Raw genomic sequence first — 15,282 nt, 5'->3', positions numbered from 1 at the left:
CTTTAGCAAGAAAGTTAAGTTTTTGGAGGTTTTTCTTCTTATGGCAAACGATTTTGAGAAACATATTGCAAGTGTCAAGGATTTTCCGAACAAAGGTATAATCTTTCGGGATATCACTCCTGTGCTACAGGATGGCAAATTGTTTCAGGCAGCTACACACAAGTTAGCTGAATACGTTAAAAGTAAAAATGCTGATATAATTGTCGGTCCCGAGGCTCGTGGATTTATTGTTGGTTGTCCGGTAGCAACAGAATTAGGTATTGGTTTTGTGCCAGCTAGAAAGCCACATAAATTGCCGCGGGAGGTCGAGCGTGCTTCTTATGACCTGGAATATGGTTCAAATAGTTTGGAAATTCATAAAGATGCTATTAAACCTGGCCAGCGTGTTGTAGTTTGTGATGATTTACTTGCTACGGCAGGAACTTTAAGAGCGTGCAAGCAAATAATTGAAAACCTTGGTGGAGAGTTAGTTGGTTCTTGTTTTTATATTGAATTACCTGATTTAAAGGGAAAAGAAAAATTACCAGGACTTGACGTCTATTCTCTAGTTAAATATCATGGTGCTTAATTTTTATTGATTGGATCTTAAGGATCAAGTTTTCAAAAATAAATATACACAAAATGCTCTTTAATAGTTGAATTTCGGAATCAGCTATTAAAGGGTATTTTTTATCTAAAAGATTTGCCGGCTATAAAAGGGGCAATTGGTTCAGGCTTAGCAAATTTTAATGATTTAGAGCAATAAAAACGCTTTCTGAAATATGAAAAAAACTTTGAATTTTGAGTCCAAATTTTTTACAAGCTCAAGTCAGGTATATATAATGATACAGTATTTCAAAAAAGGAGAATAGAGTAATTTGCAATTAAGAAAAGCAACAATGGCCGATTTTGACCAAATTATCGCTATTTTAAAAGATGGAGCTAATCAATTAGCTGAACATGGTGTCAATCAATGGCAAGGAGACTACCCCTCAAAGGGTCAAATTAAAGAAGACATTGAAAACGGCTGGGCCTTTTTAGCCGTTTCTGAGGATAAAGAAACTGTTGGTGCAATTGCTATAGTAGATGGACCTGACCATGTATACGATCACTTGGATGGTAAGTGGTTAAGCAATACAGATAAATATGTTGTTATTCATCGTGTAGCAATTCATTCTCAACATTCTGGTAAAGGTTATGCTACTAAACTATTACAAGCTGTAATTAATGATATCAAAGTTAATCGTGATGATATTGATTCAATTCGAATTGATACTCACGAAGACAATAAAGCAATGCAGCATTTGATTGCAAAAATGGGTTTTACAAAAGTTGGCCTGTTACATGGTGTTTATCGTCCTAATGAAACATCATATGTGTATGAATTAAAAAAGTAAAAAAAGATTAATTGTTATTTAAATATACCCAAAATAGCGCTTTAAAAGTAAAAAATTAGACTAAATTGTTTACTTTGGTTATTTTATGTATTAATATAAACATAACGAATGTAATTTAAAGCATTTGTTATAAACGTACAACCAGTGAAAGGGGGGATTCAAGGGTCGATTAGCAAAATAATTATCTATCTTTGTTATTGGCTCGCCTCTTATTAAAAAATTAACTTTCCTGATTAATTTAACTATTTTTTCCTATTCTAAATTATTATACCAAATAGCATATACAAAACCTTTTTACCGGTGTGATGGAAAAGTCAGGAACTCATCGGTAAACCTTAAAAAACCTGATTGCGGAAAATTTCTGCAATCAGGTTTTTCTTTATTTAAATTTAAAATTAGCGATTCTTCATTATTGGTTGATAAAATAGATCAATAACAACTGCCGCAATCAGAGCAATAGCAAAAGTAAGTAATAGGTTCATCCAGTTTATTTTTGTCATAGCTATACCAAACAATGCCAAAATCACAGTTAACAGCACATCGCCTAGTTGTGTTAACCCAACTGCTTTAGAAGGATAGTCTTGCCAAAAGTATTTCTTTGTTCTGGTGATTAAAACTATAAACATAGCACTCAAAACCAGGTAAACATAAACCATCGTTGAGATAGTGCCATGCCCCCAGCCGTGCGTGTTAAGATAGGCAATACCAGCAATACCAATAGCTGTCCAGCCAAAAGCTAATGAAAAAGCAATTTTAGCTAATTTAGCCATATTCCAGTTTTCTGGTTTATAGGTGATATGGGTTCTATCAGTACCAATCATCATTGTCACCATATTATTCATAATTGTGTAAATAACCATAGCGTTTAGCGCCATTGGAATATAGTTAAAGAAAAGGTAGCCAAATGTTAAAAGCATTGTTAATTGTGCAGTTCTGGCTAACTTTGTTAAGGACCAGGTAGTCATTCTTTGATATACTCTGTGTCCAGCATCAAGTATTTTTACTATCGAAGACAGACCGTCATTTAAAAGTACCATTTTACCAGATCGTTTGGCCACATCTGCAGCATTAGAGACCGCTATGCCAACCTCAGCTTGCTTTAGAGCGGGGGAATCATTTACGCCATCACCTGTCATACCTACAATATAACCTTTTTTCTGGAAGAATTTAACCATGCGCAATTTATCTTCTGGTAAAACATCCGCAATACCAGCCAATTTGCTGGTATCAGTCTGGTCAGTGAAATCACGAATAGAAATTACCTCACCTTGCAAGTCAACCTGCTTAGCGACTGCAATAGCAGTTTTCTGGTTATCACCAGTTAGCATAATCGGTTTTACTCCCCGTTTTCTGAGTTCTCCAAGAGCTTCTTTAGAGTCGGATCTTACCATATCTTGCAAAATGAAGACACCGGCTAACTTGTCGTCAATTAATAAAGCTACTGAACGTCCGGCACCAAAATCTATTTCTTTTGCCTTTTCGCTAGCGTCTTTATCAATTAGCGAAAGTTGTTTAAAGGAACCAAGTTTAATATTATGACCATCACAGTTTGCCATTGAATAGCCAGTGCTTGAAGTAAAAGGTGTGAAATCTGATGCAGACTTAATATTTAATCCCTGTTTTTTAACATATTCATCAATCGCAGTATCAATGAGTTTTTTGTTTCTTTGATCCGTAGCAGCTGATGCTAATATTAAAACATCGTTATTATTCATTGAACTGAAATTAGTCCACTGACCCACCGCCGTTTTATTTTCCGTGATTGTTCCTGTTTTATCGAGCAAAATCAAATTAAGGTTTGCTGCATCTTGAATACCAGTCAAATCAGAAGTTAAAACTCCTTCTTTGCTTAAACGGGTTGCTTCAAACGAGTTAGAAAGAGCAAATGTGGAAGGCATAGCAACTGGTATTGAAGCAATAAACATCATTGCTAAAAATGGCAGCATGTTAATCAGATTATTCAGGTCACCACCCTTAAAGAAAGAAGCAATGACAATTACTAAGGTCAGAATTCCATCAAGAATGCACAAATAGTAAATAATTTTAGTTAGCAGTTGTTGCAGGTGACCAGGAGCTGCAGAATTATTAATTAAGTTAATTGTCTTACCGGAACGAGAATCAGCACCGGTAGCAGTGACGACTGCTAAGCCATTGCCTTCTGTTACAGTAGTACCGGCAAAGGCTGTATCTTGTGGATTTTTCCGCACTGTTCTTGCTTCGCCTGTAATTGAACTCTCATCAGTAGAAATTTGTCCCTCAATCAGCTTCACATCGGCAGCCAAAACATCACCAGCTTGCATACTGATTAAGTCACCAGGGACTAAGTATTTTGAGTCAATATTCTGCCACTCCCCATCTCTTTGAACAGAAATAGTAGGAGTTAATTTATGTGAAATATTATTCAGCACTCGCCTTGATTGCTTTTTCTTAGAAGCTCCATTCCATGCAGCAAAAAGTAGCATCAATAACACAAATAATGATTGTATCCATTTTCCTAACACACACTCTAAAAGTAGGGCAGCTTCGAGAATCCATGCTGATAAATTCCATAACTTGGATAAAAATTCTTTAAAAAAATTGAATTGAGGTTCAGGAACCTCGTTTAATCCATTTTTCTGCAGAAGTTTATCTGCTTCGGCTTGACTTAAGCCAGTAATTTTTTCAGCCATAATTTTACTTCCTTAGTTATAAATACTTAATTTAAAGTAGCATAAAAATAAGACTTTTGCTAGCAAATTAAATATTATCATTTGCAAGTTTGTTTTAATTTTGTATTTAAAATGATTATAGAAAAGTGTAAAATAGGTATAGCAGTGTATTAGTACACCTAAATTTAAATATATCATTTTAAAAAATTCGAATTTATTCGCTTTTAATCTAGGAGGTGGAATTCATGTCAGTTAAAAAATTTATTGTGGCTTCACTATTAACGCTCACAGCTCTATTTTGTTTACCCTTTTTCGTTCACAATGAGATTATAGATTATTTCAACGTTGCGATTCCTGAAACATATAGTTATGCGCAAGTACCAAAAAATACGCAAAAGTATTTTAATGTTCAAGCCTATGATTCTAAAACCGGCAGAAAGCTTCCATACAAAATAAAAAAAGTAGGAGGCTATGATCCAAGCAGGCAATATATTAAAATTGACCATAAAGGCCAGTATGTGAAAGAAATTAAATATATTTCCAAAAAAGAATTTCAAAAGAAAGTTCATTCCTAAAAGTTAGATAGAAGGAGATACCATGTTCGAAAAATTTTTGGTTCCAGTTTATGTCTTTTTTCTGATTATAACTAACCAAATTCCATTAGATCATAATTCTTGGATTGATAGAGTTGATCCTGCTATTCCAGAAGTAATTAGTTATGCGCAGGTGCCAAAAAATACGCAAAATTATCTAAACGTTCAGGCCTATAATCCTGATACTGGTAAGAAATTACCATATAAAATTGAAAGAGTAGGTGGTTTTGATCCAAGTAGACAATATATTAAGATCGACCACAAGGGACAGTACGTGAGAAAAATTGACTATATCTCCGAAAGTACTTACTTAAAAGCAATTAGTCAAAAAGACGACTAGCCATAAAAATAGCACAAAAAAAGCCTGCAGCAATGCAGGCTTTTTTTTAGGCTAACAAATTAATCTTTGTCAACACTGTCTGGGAAAGTAGCTAGACGCTCGCCTTCACCAAGATCTTCTTCAATTTCGAGCAAACGGTTGTATTTTTCAACACGTTCTGAACGAGCAGGTGCACCAGTCTTAAGCTGACCACCGTTAACTGCAACTGCGAAGTCAGCGATAAATGTGTCACCAGTTTCACCTGAACGGTGAGAAATCATGGTGTTGTACCCGTTCTTACGTGAAAGACGGATAGTTTCCAAAGTTTCAGTAACAGTACCAATTTGGTTTAACTTAATCAATGAAGCATTGCCGGCACCTTCCTTAATAGCTTTAGTCAAAAGCTTAGGGTTAGTACAAATGAAGTCATCCAAAACAATTTGAATTCTGTCTTTGTGGCTTTGAGTAAACTTAATCATGCCGTCAACATCATTTTCATCGTATGGGTCTTCAATTGAAATTAATTCTGGGAATTCGTCAAGTAACTTGTCGTAATATTGAGCTAATTCTTCATCGTTAAATACTTTACCTTCGAAGTGGTACTTACCGTCTTCTTTGTTGTAGAAGTAGGAAGCAGCACAGTCACAAGCAATGGCAATATCTTCACCAGGCTTGTAGCCAGCCTTAACGATAGCGTCGTGTAAAGCTTGCAAAGCTTCTTCAGAGTTCTTCATATTAGGTGCGAAACCACCTTCATCACCAAGGCCAGTTTCGTAACCCATGTCTTCAAGAACTTTCTTCAAAGTATGGTAAGTGTTAACGATCTTTTCAAAACCATCGCGGAAAGAAGTCTTCTTAACTGGAGTGATCATGAATTCTTGCACGTCGATACCATTGTCAGCGTGCTCACCACCGTTAATAACGTTGTGGAAAGTTTGTGGCATTTCAAGATCAGTGCCGCCAAGGTATCTATATAAAGGTTGGTGGCTGTCTTTTGCTGCAGCAGCTGCAGTAGCCATTGATACGCCTAAAATAGCGTTAGCACCAAGCTCAGCCTTGTTAGGGGTGCCATCTAATTCGATCATTACACGGTCAATGTTTGCTTGATCATGTGGATCCAGACCTTTTAATGCCTTAGCAATTTTAGTATTTACGTTTTCAACGGCTTTGGAAACACCTTTACCGCCTACACGACTGCCGCCATCACGTAATTCAACTGCTTCATTTTCACCAGTTGAAGCGCCTGATGGAACTTCAGCTTTACCAACAACACCGTTTGATAAGGTTACAAAAGCCTCAACAGTTGGATTACCACGTGAATCATAGATTTCCAGTGCATGAACATTTTCAATGACTGATTTTAACATCTAAAAACCTCCTAAATAATAAATGCTGTACAAATTTTTATAAGTACATACATTAGTGGAGCACACGCTCCATATCTACATCACAAATTTTAGCTTAAGTTTGTGATTATGTAAACATTTGTAACCGATTTCTAATGTTAAAAAATATTAAAAAAATTTTTATCGCTTTTTTCTGGTATTTGATTTATTATTTAGCTATATATCTTTTTGAATATATAGTTTATTTATATAAGGATACACAAATATGGATAAAGTAAAGTTAATAATAGACTCTGGCGCAAATGACAGAGCAAATGAAAATCTGACTGTTGTGCCATTAACTATGACAATTGCAGGAAAAGATTTTGTCGATGACGAAAATCTTGATATCAATGAATTCATTAGCAGCATGGAGAAAAACACGGAGGAGGGCAAAACTTCCTGTCCCAGCATTAATGAGTGGCTTGAGGCCTTAAAAGGATCTGAATTTGCAATAATGATGACAATTACTAGTGGACTTAGTGGCAGCTTTTCATCTGCTTTTCAAGCTAAACAAATATATGAAAAAGATCATCCTGATAGCCATGTAATTGTGATTGATTCAAGGACTGCTGGCCCGGAGATTTCAGTTATTCTACAAGAAATTCGGAAATTGGTTAATAGCAAAACTCGTTTTGTAGATTTGGAACAAAAAATATCTGATTATAAGACACACACTCATTTGTTGTTCGTATTAAAATCACTGCATAATTTAGCACTCAATGGGCGAGTTAATATGGCCGTGGCTAAAGTCGCTAAAGTTTTAAATATTGATGTAGTAGGTACTGCCAGTGAAGAGGGTAAGCTAGAGCCTTTAGCAAAAGTACGTGGAATAAAGCGTGCCTTTAAAGAAGTTCTGAAATTAATGAGTGAAATGAAATACAAGGGTGGTAATTTAATTATTGATCATTGTAAAAATGAAAAAGATGCTGAAAGTTTAAAAGCAAAAATTTTAGCACTTTATCCAGAAGCAGAGATCAAAATTCGCTCAATGAGGGGACTTTGCACGTTTTATGCCGAAGAAGGCAGTTTGATGGTTGGTTTTGACGATTTGTAATTTTTTGGCAAATAAAAAATTCCTTTTTTACACTTGTTCTCTATCTAACAGAATATAAAAAAAGGTGATTTAGCCCTAGCTTAATAAAGTTAGGACTATTTTTTTGTTGGTTAATGAAAGCGCTTAAATATAAAAGCTTGTGAAGTTAAATTCATCTTCAAAAGCGCATTACATAGTGCTATAATGAAATTAGATAGCGCTTACATCACAAACTCATATAGTGTTGTCTAATAAGTTTTATCAAGTTCTATGTTAGAAAGTGAGAGAAATTAATTTAGCACTTGTTAAATTGATTTCGTCGGAGGAATAAAAATGGATATACTTAAAACAGTTCTTGCGATCATCCCTATCGTTTGGCTGATACTTTCCTTGGGTGTTTTTCGCATTCGAGGAGATTTGTCGTGCTTAATCGGCTTTGCTTTATCAATAATTCTCAGTATTGTCGGTTTCCACTTTTCGTTTTCAAACAGTATTACTGCCGGAATTGATGGCATAATTATGGCTTTATGGCCAATAATTTATGTTATTATTTCCGCTCTGTTTATCTACAATATCAGTAGAAAATCAGGGGGAATGGATACAATAATGTCTATGTTAACTTCAATTACTAAGGATATGAGATTCTTAGTATTGATCTTAGCATGGGGATTAGGCGGATTTTTGGAAGCCATTGCCGGTTTCGGTACTGCGGTAGCGATCCCTGCAAGTATCCTAATTATGTTGGGTATGAGTCCTATTAAAGCAGCCGTGGTTTGTTTGGTAGCAAATACTGCTCCTACTGCTTTTGGTGCCGTTGGTTTGCCAGTAACAACTCTGGCTAAAGTAACAGGTCTAGGAGTTACTGAGTTAGGTTATTTAATTGCTATACAATTATTTGTTTTAATGATGATAGTTCCATTCGTTTTGGTCATGATGACTGAAGGTAAGGGACTTAAGTCATTTAAAGGAAAAGGTGTTTTGGTTTGCACCTTGGTAGCTGGTTTAACATTTGCGGTTCCAGAAATTTTCATTACTAAATATTTAGGTCCTGAACTACCATCAATTGTAGGTTCAATAGTTTGTTTACTATGTTTAGTAATTATTATTAAGAAATACAGCAGCAAAGATGAAGTTGCATCCGCTAGTGCTGAAAAGGACGATAAAGCTCCTATTTCCACTGCTGATAAAATCAAGGCTTGGGTACCATTCATTTTGGTCTTTTGCTTTATCATTTTTACCTCATCAATGTTTCCTGCAATTCATAATGCACTGGCAAGTGTCAAAACTAGTTTCCACTTCTACAATGGTGCAAATGCCAAGCCGGTTGACATTGACTGGCTGTCATCACCGGGTACTTTGATTTTATTGTCAAGTATCATTGGTGGTGCTATTCAAGGTTTGTCATTTAAGGAAATGTTTTCCGTTTTGACCAGTACGATCAAGCAATTGGTTAAAACAATTATCACGGTTTGTTCTATTGTGGGATTGTCCAAAGTAATGGGCTACAGCGGGATGATTGATGTCATCGCGGTTAGTCTCGTAACTTTGACTGGCGCATTTTACCCAGTAATTTCACCAATCATCGGTGTGTTAGGAATCTTTATCACTGGTAGTGATACTTCAGCTAACGTTCTCTTTGGTGAATTGCAAGTACAAGCTGCCCACGCGCTGAAAGTAAGTCCATACTGGCTGGCAGCTGCTAACATGGTTGGTGCTACTGCTGGTAAGATGCTTTCACCACAGAACATCGCAATTGCTACAGGAGCTACTGGTCTTGAGGGTAAAGAAGGAGTTATTCTTAAGAAAGCTCTACCCCATTGTGCATGGTACACTGCATTATTGTGTGTGATAGTGTTTGTGTTAGGAAAGATGCTTAGTTTCCTATAATTTAATTGTTAAAAAATTATCGATAAAGGAAAAAACAACCCTAAACCAAAAGTTTGGGGTTGTTTTTAAATAACCATTAAAAGTAATTGTTGAGATATACTAAAGCAAAAGACAGCTAGAGAAGTAGCCCCGATAATATCTGATGGAAAGTGGGCTTTAAGACTGATACGAGAAATGACGACCATTAGCCAAATTGCCAGCAAAATCCATAAAAGTCTATTACCTAATTGTCCTGCAAAAAGTCGCCAGATGATTAAAGCCATAACAGTACTTCCTAGGACATGACCACTTGGAAAACTATAGCCTTCTTCTAAATCTGAATGTAGGATTGGACGTTTTCTGCGCATCCATTTTTTTAAAAAGATACCAATCAGATCAGTAAAGCCTAAAGTAAATAATGCCCAAAAAGCAAGTAAATTTTCATTATTACTGATTAAAAAACTTGCCAGAAATACATCCAAAACAACTAAAAGTTTGGGATCGTTTATAAATGCAATAATCTGCCAGCCGATTCCGTCGCGTCTTCTGATTAATTTATGATGAAGCCAGTGATCAAATAAATTGAAACGTCGTGAATTTCTGACATTAAAGATAAGTAGTATTAGTATTAGAGCAGACAATGTTGCTACCCAAAAGTTGATATTCAAATCGAATCCCTACCTATAATTTATATTCGATTGTATTTTAACAGTAACAGGGCAAAGCATAGAAATTAAAATCTACTCTTGAGCAAAACTTAAGATTTGTAATTTAAAGGAAATTTAGAATTTGAGCTTTATTAAAATTAGTTTTAGCAAGGTAATTATTTTAAAAGAAAGCTTGACTTTAATTAAAACCAACTTAAAATTATTATTATCAAGTTAGGGCGTAATTTAGGGGGTAAAAATGAATAATAATCACACTTCTAAGCAAGAGACTGTGGGTGAAGCTATACGTGATATTGCTCACCATGAACATAACTTTGCTTTAGCTGATAATTCTACTAACCATGTTGGTGATCTCGTTGTTTATGGCACCCTTTATCTTTTGACACTGTTACTTTCTGATATTTGGTTTGACTGGCTGTTTGTATTGTTAGCAGTTGTTGCAATCATTAGCGTAATACGTTATCAAAACTTCTTGCGACACAAGGTTGATTCTCAAAAAATGACATTGTATTTTGTAAATACTAGTTTGATTTCAACTGGGGTGAGGTCTTTTGTAATCGGAAACGCACCATTACTAGCTCTTAGTATGCATACTCAGGGAAAATTTAACCTCTCCATTTCTTTGCTGGTTGGCTTAATTACTGCTTTGATTGGAATAACTTGTCAATATCATTACCTGACTAATCATCAAGTCATTGACAGGCAAAAGGAATCACCAAACAAGACCTGCAAAAATGCTGTTGATTTTAGTATTAAATTTTGCAAAAAGGGTTATGTCAACCAAGGCTTTTTCTTTGATATTGCGTGTGGTTTTGCGCTTTTGGCAAATCATTTTTCTTATAAAGAATTCATCTTAGTTAAATTTGAAGCTTGGCAATTTGTTTTAATTACTATTTTAATAGTTTTGGGTACAGTTCTATTTCAAAGGTTTTTACACAATAAAGTTGTTACAAATAATATAAGTAAAGGATTTAAGTGGGGTACTTTATTAATGACGGCTGCGCGCGGCTATCTGATAGCCATTGCACCATGGGTTGCAGTGTGTCTTTTCACGGGCAATTCAATCAATTGGTTAGCGGCAAACCTGTTAGGAACATTGGTAGCAATAGTTGGAACTGGATTTCAATACAAATATTTACATAAAGTCAGAGTCTTTTAAATGCAGAACTAAGTATGAATTTATTTGACCATGAGGACACTGATACAAAGATAAGCCAGTAAAAGTAATTTCTTTTACTGGCTTTTTAAATATTGAGAGCAGATTTGCTTATAAAGTTTGATTCTATGAAGTTTTAGATAATTAGCTTGAATAAAAAGCAAGTTAGACAATAGAATAAAAAATTCTCATTGGAGTTATATTGTGAAAAAAGCAGGAACAATGTCTGAATTTTTGCATTATATTAGTTCATTCAGATTTTTAAAACTTCTTTTCAAATCCATAAAACATTTTCCGTTTAAGTATAACAAGTTAGGCCATCCAATGCTGGATACCTGAGGGAAGCCTGCCTTAACATGTCGATAGCAAGTTTAAGAATTAAGCAACGAAATGGTATAGGAAATAATCTTATGGATGCAACCGTCAAGAATAGGCGTCAAGTAAGTCTTCTGTCCCTTGATATTGAACTCTATCGCATCTGAATACCAAATATGATTGGGATAAAATGCACTGAAGTTTGTTTTAAGCAAGATCAGATTGGCAAAAAACAAAGTAAAAGAAAAAGAATCAAACAGTTTATTAGCAGCTTGATTCTCTTTAATTTACTCCTTATCAACACGAACTGAAAAAGAGTTATTTTATAAAATAAAATATATGTAAAGTTGTAAGAGGACTGTCCGAGGGCAACTGACTATTTGCCCAATTGTTTCTTATAATTACCTTTGGTTTGATAAGAATAATCATGCTTTATTTTGTTTCTTGTACAGACAGAGAAATATCCCATATTGTAATATGATTTCATTACACGTTTGCCATGAATTTTTCTTTTGGATAACCAAAAAGAACCAACTTCTTGATAATGATAGTTAAACTTATTCAAGACATAATAGGGTCTGCCATTTTGCTTATAACGCGTGACATGTAATTTTTTATATCCTTTTTTATTCAAACTACAAAGGACTTGACCATTTTGTATAAATGCATGTTTAGTAATCTTTATATGATTCCATTTGTTATGCCCTTTATATTCGTACCAAGTACCTCTTAGTTCTGTGGGAGTAGCATTATGCCCTACATATTTGGCCTCTACTTTTAAGAAAAGACCAGTCCAGTGGCAACTAATATTAATATAGAGACTAATATTACCAATGTTTTCTTTAATTTCATTTTATTCTCACCTTCCGTTAAATTTTATCACTGAAATAAAACGCCAGCAATTTATAAATTTATAACAATAAAGCCTGATTCAAGCGTCTTTTTATAAATTTATCCGTATTGATTCGACTTATAAATTTAGCCCTCAGACTCAAAATTTTTATAAACTTATAGAATTTTATTCCTTGTCAAGCTAACGTTTTAGATTCTAAAAATATTTTAAGATACTTGATTTTCTTAGGTTTGAAAGGCAAATGTCCTGATTAGAAGGGATTAACAGCAAACTTTAAAAAAACAAAATTAATTTATCTAGTAAACGCTCATCAGAGATTTAAGATAAAAATTATTGAATTTTTAGGTGCATTTCATAGTTGAATATGTGTTTTAATGCGTAATCTGATAGCAGTTAATGATGAATAAAGTTGTTGATTTGACTTTTTTTAATAGGGCTATAGAACCAGTCATAAAACAAAATTTTAGAATAAATGGACAATTTAAGATTGATAGAAGTAGTAAGATTTTTTTCAAAAATAGTAATTTGATTAATGATGAAAACATCTAATTGTGTTTTTAAATAAATAACCACTCCGAAGATTTGTTCTCTAGGGTGGCTATTTTACGGTCTTAAATATGAACTTTTTTATTTTTAAATAAATTTTAATCAAAATCGAATATAAAAATATAAATGTTTTATTCAAAAATAATTTTGCTTGCTTTTGTTAAAATTGTATGTGATACAATTACGTAAATATTTTTATTAGGAGAATTCTAACTATGAAATATATCAAAAAGCCAATACCTGTAGAAGCTTTTCAAACTAAAAAACCAGTCGATATAAAAACAAATGAAGGTGTAATGCATGCCAATGTTGGTGACTGGATATTAACGGGCATTGATGGTGAAAAATGGCCGGTAAAAAAAGATATTTTTGAAAAAACATATGAAAAATATAAAGAATAAATTCTTAATGTTGGCGATGAAAAAAAGATTTCCTATAAGTTTTCGAATATTTAACCTTCTCGTAATTGGGATCCTTTTTATTATGCTCATTTTTTGTACTCTGACTAGATTTGATTCTAGGTTTTTCATTGTTATTCATGTTTGTCCAATTAATATTTTCACTTGAAATTAATGACTCACATCTTTCTATCAGAGTTTTTAATTTATCTGTATCAGGGTCATCGTAAATACCAGCTGAATATAAATACATTTGTCTTTCTCTTTTTAGTGTTTCGCAAATGAAACGATATTGAATCCAATTGTCATGAAACTTTTTAAGTGACGATAAGCCTTCCAAAAAAGTTATTAATGCGCTAAAAACAGAAATAACAGTTAAAATATAATGAAGTTTTAATACAAAGGAAGCTAAAACAGGTATAGAAGCAGAAAAAAGTAGTGCGAGCACTTTACATGCGCAGTAGTACTTTTTTTCTTTTTGGCTCTTTTTATCGTACCAATCTATCTGATTAGTCAGTCTTTCTTTATCATATGTGCTAAAATCCATGATATTCCTTTTCTAAATAAAATTTGTGTACAAATATTATACCAATAACATAATATTTATATTTTAATGACTTTATACAATTATTTTATAGCTTACATAATTTACACGCAACATAAAATTTATTTCCATTTAAAATATAATGTTGTAAAAATTAAAAACAAATGTTAAGCTACGAGATAATTTAGATAAATTTAACTACATTACTCATGGTAGAACTACCACATCATTTCATGATTTTTCACAAAAGAGGGTGAAAGAATGGATACTTACTTAACCAAAAAATCTGCAATTAAAGAATCAATTCCAACAATTTTCGGCTATATTGGCATAAGTACGGCTTTTGGAATTATTGGCAAAGCCAGTGGCTTTTCTACTTTGGAAGTTTGTTTGATGTCTATTCTGATTTATGCCGGATCCGTTCAATTAACCACTCTGAATATGCTGGTTGCGGGAAGCCCAATAGCTTCAATTGTTTTAGCCGCTTTCTTGGTCAACTCTCGAGTAATTCTTATGAGCACGACTGTAGCAGGTTATTTGAAACAAGAAAATTTAAAAAGAAATATTTTGATAGGAACTTTTCTCACCGATGAAAGTTTTGCTCTAAGTATGAATAAAATCAATTATACAAATGACAAGTTAAATTTTACCTGGTTTAATACAGTAAATATTGTTTCTTACTTAACTTGGCAAGTTGGAACACTTTTAGGAGCAGTATTGGGCAGTTTTATAACTGATCCCAAAAAATTAGGGCTTGACTTTGCTATAGTAGCAATGTTTATTGGTTTGCTTTATTTGCAAGTAATTGGGGACAAAAAACTAAATAAAGTACTCCAAATAATTGTGATATTGATTTCTTTTGCGCTGACATATTTACTGACAATTATTTTACCTGGCAATTTAGTGGTAATAGTTGTAACCTTAATTGGTTGTAGTTTAGGAATGGTAATAAAGCATGTCGTCTTCTGAATACATTTTAACGACAATCATTTTCTGTGGAATCACCACTTTGTTATCTAGAGTGATACCATTTGTCTTGTTGAAAAAATTTACCTTGCCGCCAAAATTAGTTGAATTTTTGTCTTTTGTGCCTATAGTGATAATGGCTGCTCTTTGGTTTAGTAACTTATTAATAGCAAACCCAGGTCATTTGCCTCAACTTAACATGCAGTACGCTTTGGCTTCACTGCCAACTTTTATTTCCGCAATTATTAGTAAGTCTCTCTTAATCATTGTGATAGTTGGTATGATTTCACTAGCAGTTCTTCGTTTAATTTAAAAAACGAATGGTACTGTGTAAATTAAATACTAAAGTCGATCACCTTGTGAACATTTTTTATATTTTATAAATAGTATGTAGTTTATTTATAATGTACAAAGTAAGAAAAAGCATGTAAAAAAGCATTGTGCTATGATGTGAACCCTAAAATTAGGACACTTTATATTAGCTGCTAACTGAGGACTAGCTTCCGATATTCAAGCGGAGTTAGTCCTTTTAGTTTGATTTTGATTCTATTCTGATTGTAATACTCAATGTAGTCTCTGATTGCGTCTTCCAGTTCAGTGAGATTCTTAAACT

The 15,282-nt window shown here is 33.7% G+C and carries 17 protein-coding genes; 11 read left to right on the top strand and 6 right to left on the bottom strand.

The features are described 5' to 3' along the window. The first annotated feature begins 40 nt into the window (after positions 1-40). Both F5ESL0261_RS05765 and F5ESL0261_RS05760 read left to right on the top strand, forming a co-directional pair. Positions 41-568, top strand: a complete 528-nt coding sequence (locus tag F5ESL0261_RS05765) for an adenine phosphoribosyltransferase (protein WP_045928194.1) — start codon at positions 41-43, stop codon at positions 566-568. A gap of 289 nt (positions 569-857) precedes the next feature. After that, entirely contained in the window at positions 858-1,376 is a 519-nt protein-coding gene (locus F5ESL0261_RS05760) for a GNAT family N-acetyltransferase (RefSeq protein WP_084600339.1), read from the top strand. A gap of 395 nt (positions 1,377-1,771) precedes the next feature. Here the strand turns inward: F5ESL0261_RS05760 and F5ESL0261_RS05755 are convergent, their stop codons facing one another. After that, a complete protein-coding gene (locus F5ESL0261_RS05755; RefSeq protein WP_122052538.1) occupies positions 1,772-4,045 on the bottom strand; it encodes an HAD-IC family P-type ATPase in 2,274 nt (757 codons plus the stop codon). 224 nt (positions 4,046-4,269) lie between these two features. Here F5ESL0261_RS05755 and F5ESL0261_RS05750 point away from each other — a divergent pair, with 224 nt between their 5' ends. Together F5ESL0261_RS05750 and F5ESL0261_RS05745 are read left to right on the top strand one after the other, a co-directional pair. Further along, positions 4,270-4,599 (top strand): YxeA family protein, encoded by a 330-nt coding sequence (locus F5ESL0261_RS05750; RefSeq protein ID WP_122052537.1) that lies wholly within the window; start codon positions 4,270-4,272, stop codon positions 4,597-4,599. A gap of 22 nt (positions 4,600-4,621) precedes the next feature. After that, positions 4,622-4,957, top strand: a complete 336-nt coding sequence (locus F5ESL0261_RS05745; protein WP_122052536.1) for a YxeA family protein — start codon at positions 4,622-4,624, stop codon at positions 4,955-4,957. A 59-nt stretch (positions 4,958-5,016) separates the two neighbouring features. Here the strand turns inward: F5ESL0261_RS05745 and eno are convergent, their stop codons facing one another. After that, positions 5,017-6,303 carry a phosphopyruvate hydratase gene (gene eno, locus F5ESL0261_RS05740; protein ID WP_045928191.1) on the bottom strand — a complete coding sequence of 429 codons (1,287 nt, stop codon included), beginning with the start codon at positions 6,301-6,303 and terminating at the stop codon, positions 5,017-5,019. A gap of 244 nt (positions 6,304-6,547) precedes the next feature. Here eno and F5ESL0261_RS05735 point away from each other — a divergent pair, with 244 nt between their 5' ends. Together F5ESL0261_RS05735 and F5ESL0261_RS05730 are read left to right on the top strand one after the other, a co-directional pair. After that, positions 6,548-7,378 (top strand): DegV family protein, encoded by an 831-nt coding sequence (locus F5ESL0261_RS05735; protein WP_045928190.1) that lies wholly within the window; start codon positions 6,548-6,550, stop codon positions 7,376-7,378. A gap of 312 nt (positions 7,379-7,690) precedes the next feature. Beyond that, positions 7,691-9,244, top strand: a complete 1,554-nt coding sequence (locus F5ESL0261_RS05730) for an L-lactate permease (protein WP_223901654.1) — start codon at positions 7,691-7,693, stop codon at positions 9,242-9,244. A 65-nt stretch (positions 9,245-9,309) separates the two neighbouring features. On the opposite strand, the gene F5ESL0261_RS05725 is transcribed toward F5ESL0261_RS05730, so the two are convergent. Next, positions 9,310-9,885, bottom strand: a complete 576-nt coding sequence (locus F5ESL0261_RS05725; RefSeq protein WP_370448902.1) for a phosphatase PAP2 family protein — start codon at positions 9,883-9,885, stop codon at positions 9,310-9,312. A 244-nt stretch (positions 9,886-10,129) separates the two neighbouring features. Here F5ESL0261_RS05725 and F5ESL0261_RS05720 point away from each other — a divergent pair, with 244 nt between their 5' ends. After that, positions 10,130-11,050, top strand: coding sequence for a hypothetical protein (locus F5ESL0261_RS05720; protein WP_122052535.1), 921 nt, complete (start codon positions 10,130-10,132; stop codon positions 11,048-11,050). A 353-nt stretch (positions 11,051-11,403) separates the two neighbouring features. Beyond that, positions 11,404-11,529: a hypothetical protein gene (locus tag F5ESL0261_RS10270; protein ID WP_255409679.1), complete on the top strand. Its 126-nt coding sequence runs from the start codon at positions 11,404-11,406 to the stop codon at positions 11,527-11,529. Positions 11,530-11,738: 209 nt separating this feature from the next. Here F5ESL0261_RS10270 and F5ESL0261_RS10095 read toward each other — a convergent pair whose 3' ends face one another. Then, the gene (locus F5ESL0261_RS10095; RefSeq protein ID WP_147446235.1) at positions 11,739-11,996 is read right to left on the bottom strand and encodes a hypothetical protein; all 258 of its coding nucleotides are present in this window, start codon (positions 11,994-11,996) and stop codon (positions 11,739-11,741) included. A gap of 980 nt (positions 11,997-12,976) precedes the next feature. Here F5ESL0261_RS10095 and F5ESL0261_RS05715 point away from each other — a divergent pair. Beyond that, positions 12,977-13,162 (top strand): hypothetical protein, encoded by a 186-nt coding sequence (locus F5ESL0261_RS05715; protein WP_034979591.1) that lies wholly within the window; start codon positions 12,977-12,979, stop codon positions 13,160-13,162. Positions 13,163-13,166: 4 nt separating this feature from the next. Here F5ESL0261_RS05715 and F5ESL0261_RS05710 read toward each other — a convergent pair whose 3' ends face one another. Further along, positions 13,167-13,706, bottom strand: coding sequence for a DUF4231 domain-containing protein (locus F5ESL0261_RS05710; protein ID WP_122052534.1), 540 nt, complete (start codon positions 13,704-13,706; stop codon positions 13,167-13,169). 258 nt (positions 13,707-13,964) lie between these two features. Between F5ESL0261_RS05710 and F5ESL0261_RS05705 the strand changes: the two genes are divergently transcribed. Both F5ESL0261_RS05705 and F5ESL0261_RS05700 read left to right on the top strand, forming a co-directional pair. Continuing rightward, positions 13,965-14,672: an AzlC family ABC transporter permease gene (locus tag F5ESL0261_RS05705; RefSeq protein ID WP_122052533.1), complete on the top strand. Its 708-nt coding sequence runs from the start codon at positions 13,965-13,967 to the stop codon at positions 14,670-14,672. After that, positions 14,659-14,982: an AzlD domain-containing protein gene (locus tag F5ESL0261_RS05700; RefSeq protein ID WP_109586376.1), complete on the top strand. Its 324-nt coding sequence runs from the start codon at positions 14,659-14,661 to the stop codon at positions 14,980-14,982. The genes F5ESL0261_RS05705 and F5ESL0261_RS05700 overlap by 14 nt, the downstream gene beginning before the upstream one ends. Before the next feature lie 172 nt (positions 14,983-15,154). On the opposite strand, the gene F5ESL0261_RS05695 is transcribed toward F5ESL0261_RS05700, so the two are convergent. Beyond that, on the bottom strand, positions 15,155-15,282 hold a 128-nt coding region (locus F5ESL0261_RS05695; protein WP_147446222.1), incomplete at its 5' end, for an IS3 family transposase.

The sequence above is a fragment of the Lactobacillus sp. ESL0261 genome, assembly GCF_003693025.1.
Taxonomy (GTDB): domain Bacteria; phylum Bacillota; class Bacilli; order Lactobacillales; family Lactobacillaceae; genus Lactobacillus; species Lactobacillus kullabergensis.
Note: the sequence above shows the minus strand (reverse complement) of the source record. Positions and strands in the feature narration are given on the sequence as shown.

What these genes read in the sequence shown, in the direction of transcription:
- F5ESL0261_RS05715 (WP_034979591.1), top strand. Translation starts at nt 12,977, where the DNA reads ATGAAATATATCAAAAAGCCAATACCTGTAGAAGCTTTTCAAACTAAA.
- F5ESL0261_RS10270 (WP_255409679.1), top strand. Translation starts at nt 11,404, where the DNA reads ATGTCGATAGCAAGTTTAAGAATTAAGCAACGAAATGGTATAGGAAAT.
- F5ESL0261_RS05750 (WP_122052537.1), top strand. Translation starts at nt 4,270, where the DNA reads ATGTCAGTTAAAAAATTTATTGTGGCTTCACTATTAACGCTCACAGCT.
- F5ESL0261_RS05735 (WP_045928190.1), top strand. Translation starts at nt 6,548, where the DNA reads ATGGATAAAGTAAAGTTAATAATAGACTCTGGCGCAAATGACAGAGCA.
- F5ESL0261_RS05765 (WP_045928194.1), top strand. Translation starts at nt 41, where the DNA reads ATGGCAAACGATTTTGAGAAACATATTGCAAGTGTCAAGGATTTTCCG.
- F5ESL0261_RS05755 (WP_122052538.1), bottom strand. Translation starts at nt 4,045, where the DNA reads ATGGCTGAAAAAATTACTGGCTTAAGTCAAGCCGAAGCAGATAAACTT.
- F5ESL0261_RS05720 (WP_122052535.1), top strand. Translation starts at nt 10,130, where the DNA reads ATGAATAATAATCACACTTCTAAGCAAGAGACTGTGGGTGAAGCTATA.
- F5ESL0261_RS05710 (WP_122052534.1), bottom strand. Translation starts at nt 13,706, where the DNA reads ATGGATTTTAGCACATATGATAAAGAAAGACTGACTAATCAGATAGAT.
- F5ESL0261_RS05745 (WP_122052536.1), top strand. Translation starts at nt 4,622, where the DNA reads ATGTTCGAAAAATTTTTGGTTCCAGTTTATGTCTTTTTTCTGATTATA.
- F5ESL0261_RS05705 (WP_122052533.1), top strand. Translation starts at nt 13,965, where the DNA reads ATGGATACTTACTTAACCAAAAAATCTGCAATTAAAGAATCAATTCCA.
- eno (WP_045928191.1), bottom strand. Translation starts at nt 6,303, where the DNA reads ATGTTAAAATCAGTCATTGAAAATGTTCATGCACTGGAAATCTATGAT.
- F5ESL0261_RS05730 (WP_223901654.1), top strand. Translation starts at nt 7,691, where the DNA reads ATGGATATACTTAAAACAGTTCTTGCGATCATCCCTATCGTTTGGCTG.
- F5ESL0261_RS05700 (WP_109586376.1), top strand. Translation starts at nt 14,659, where the DNA reads ATGTCGTCTTCTGAATACATTTTAACGACAATCATTTTCTGTGGAATC.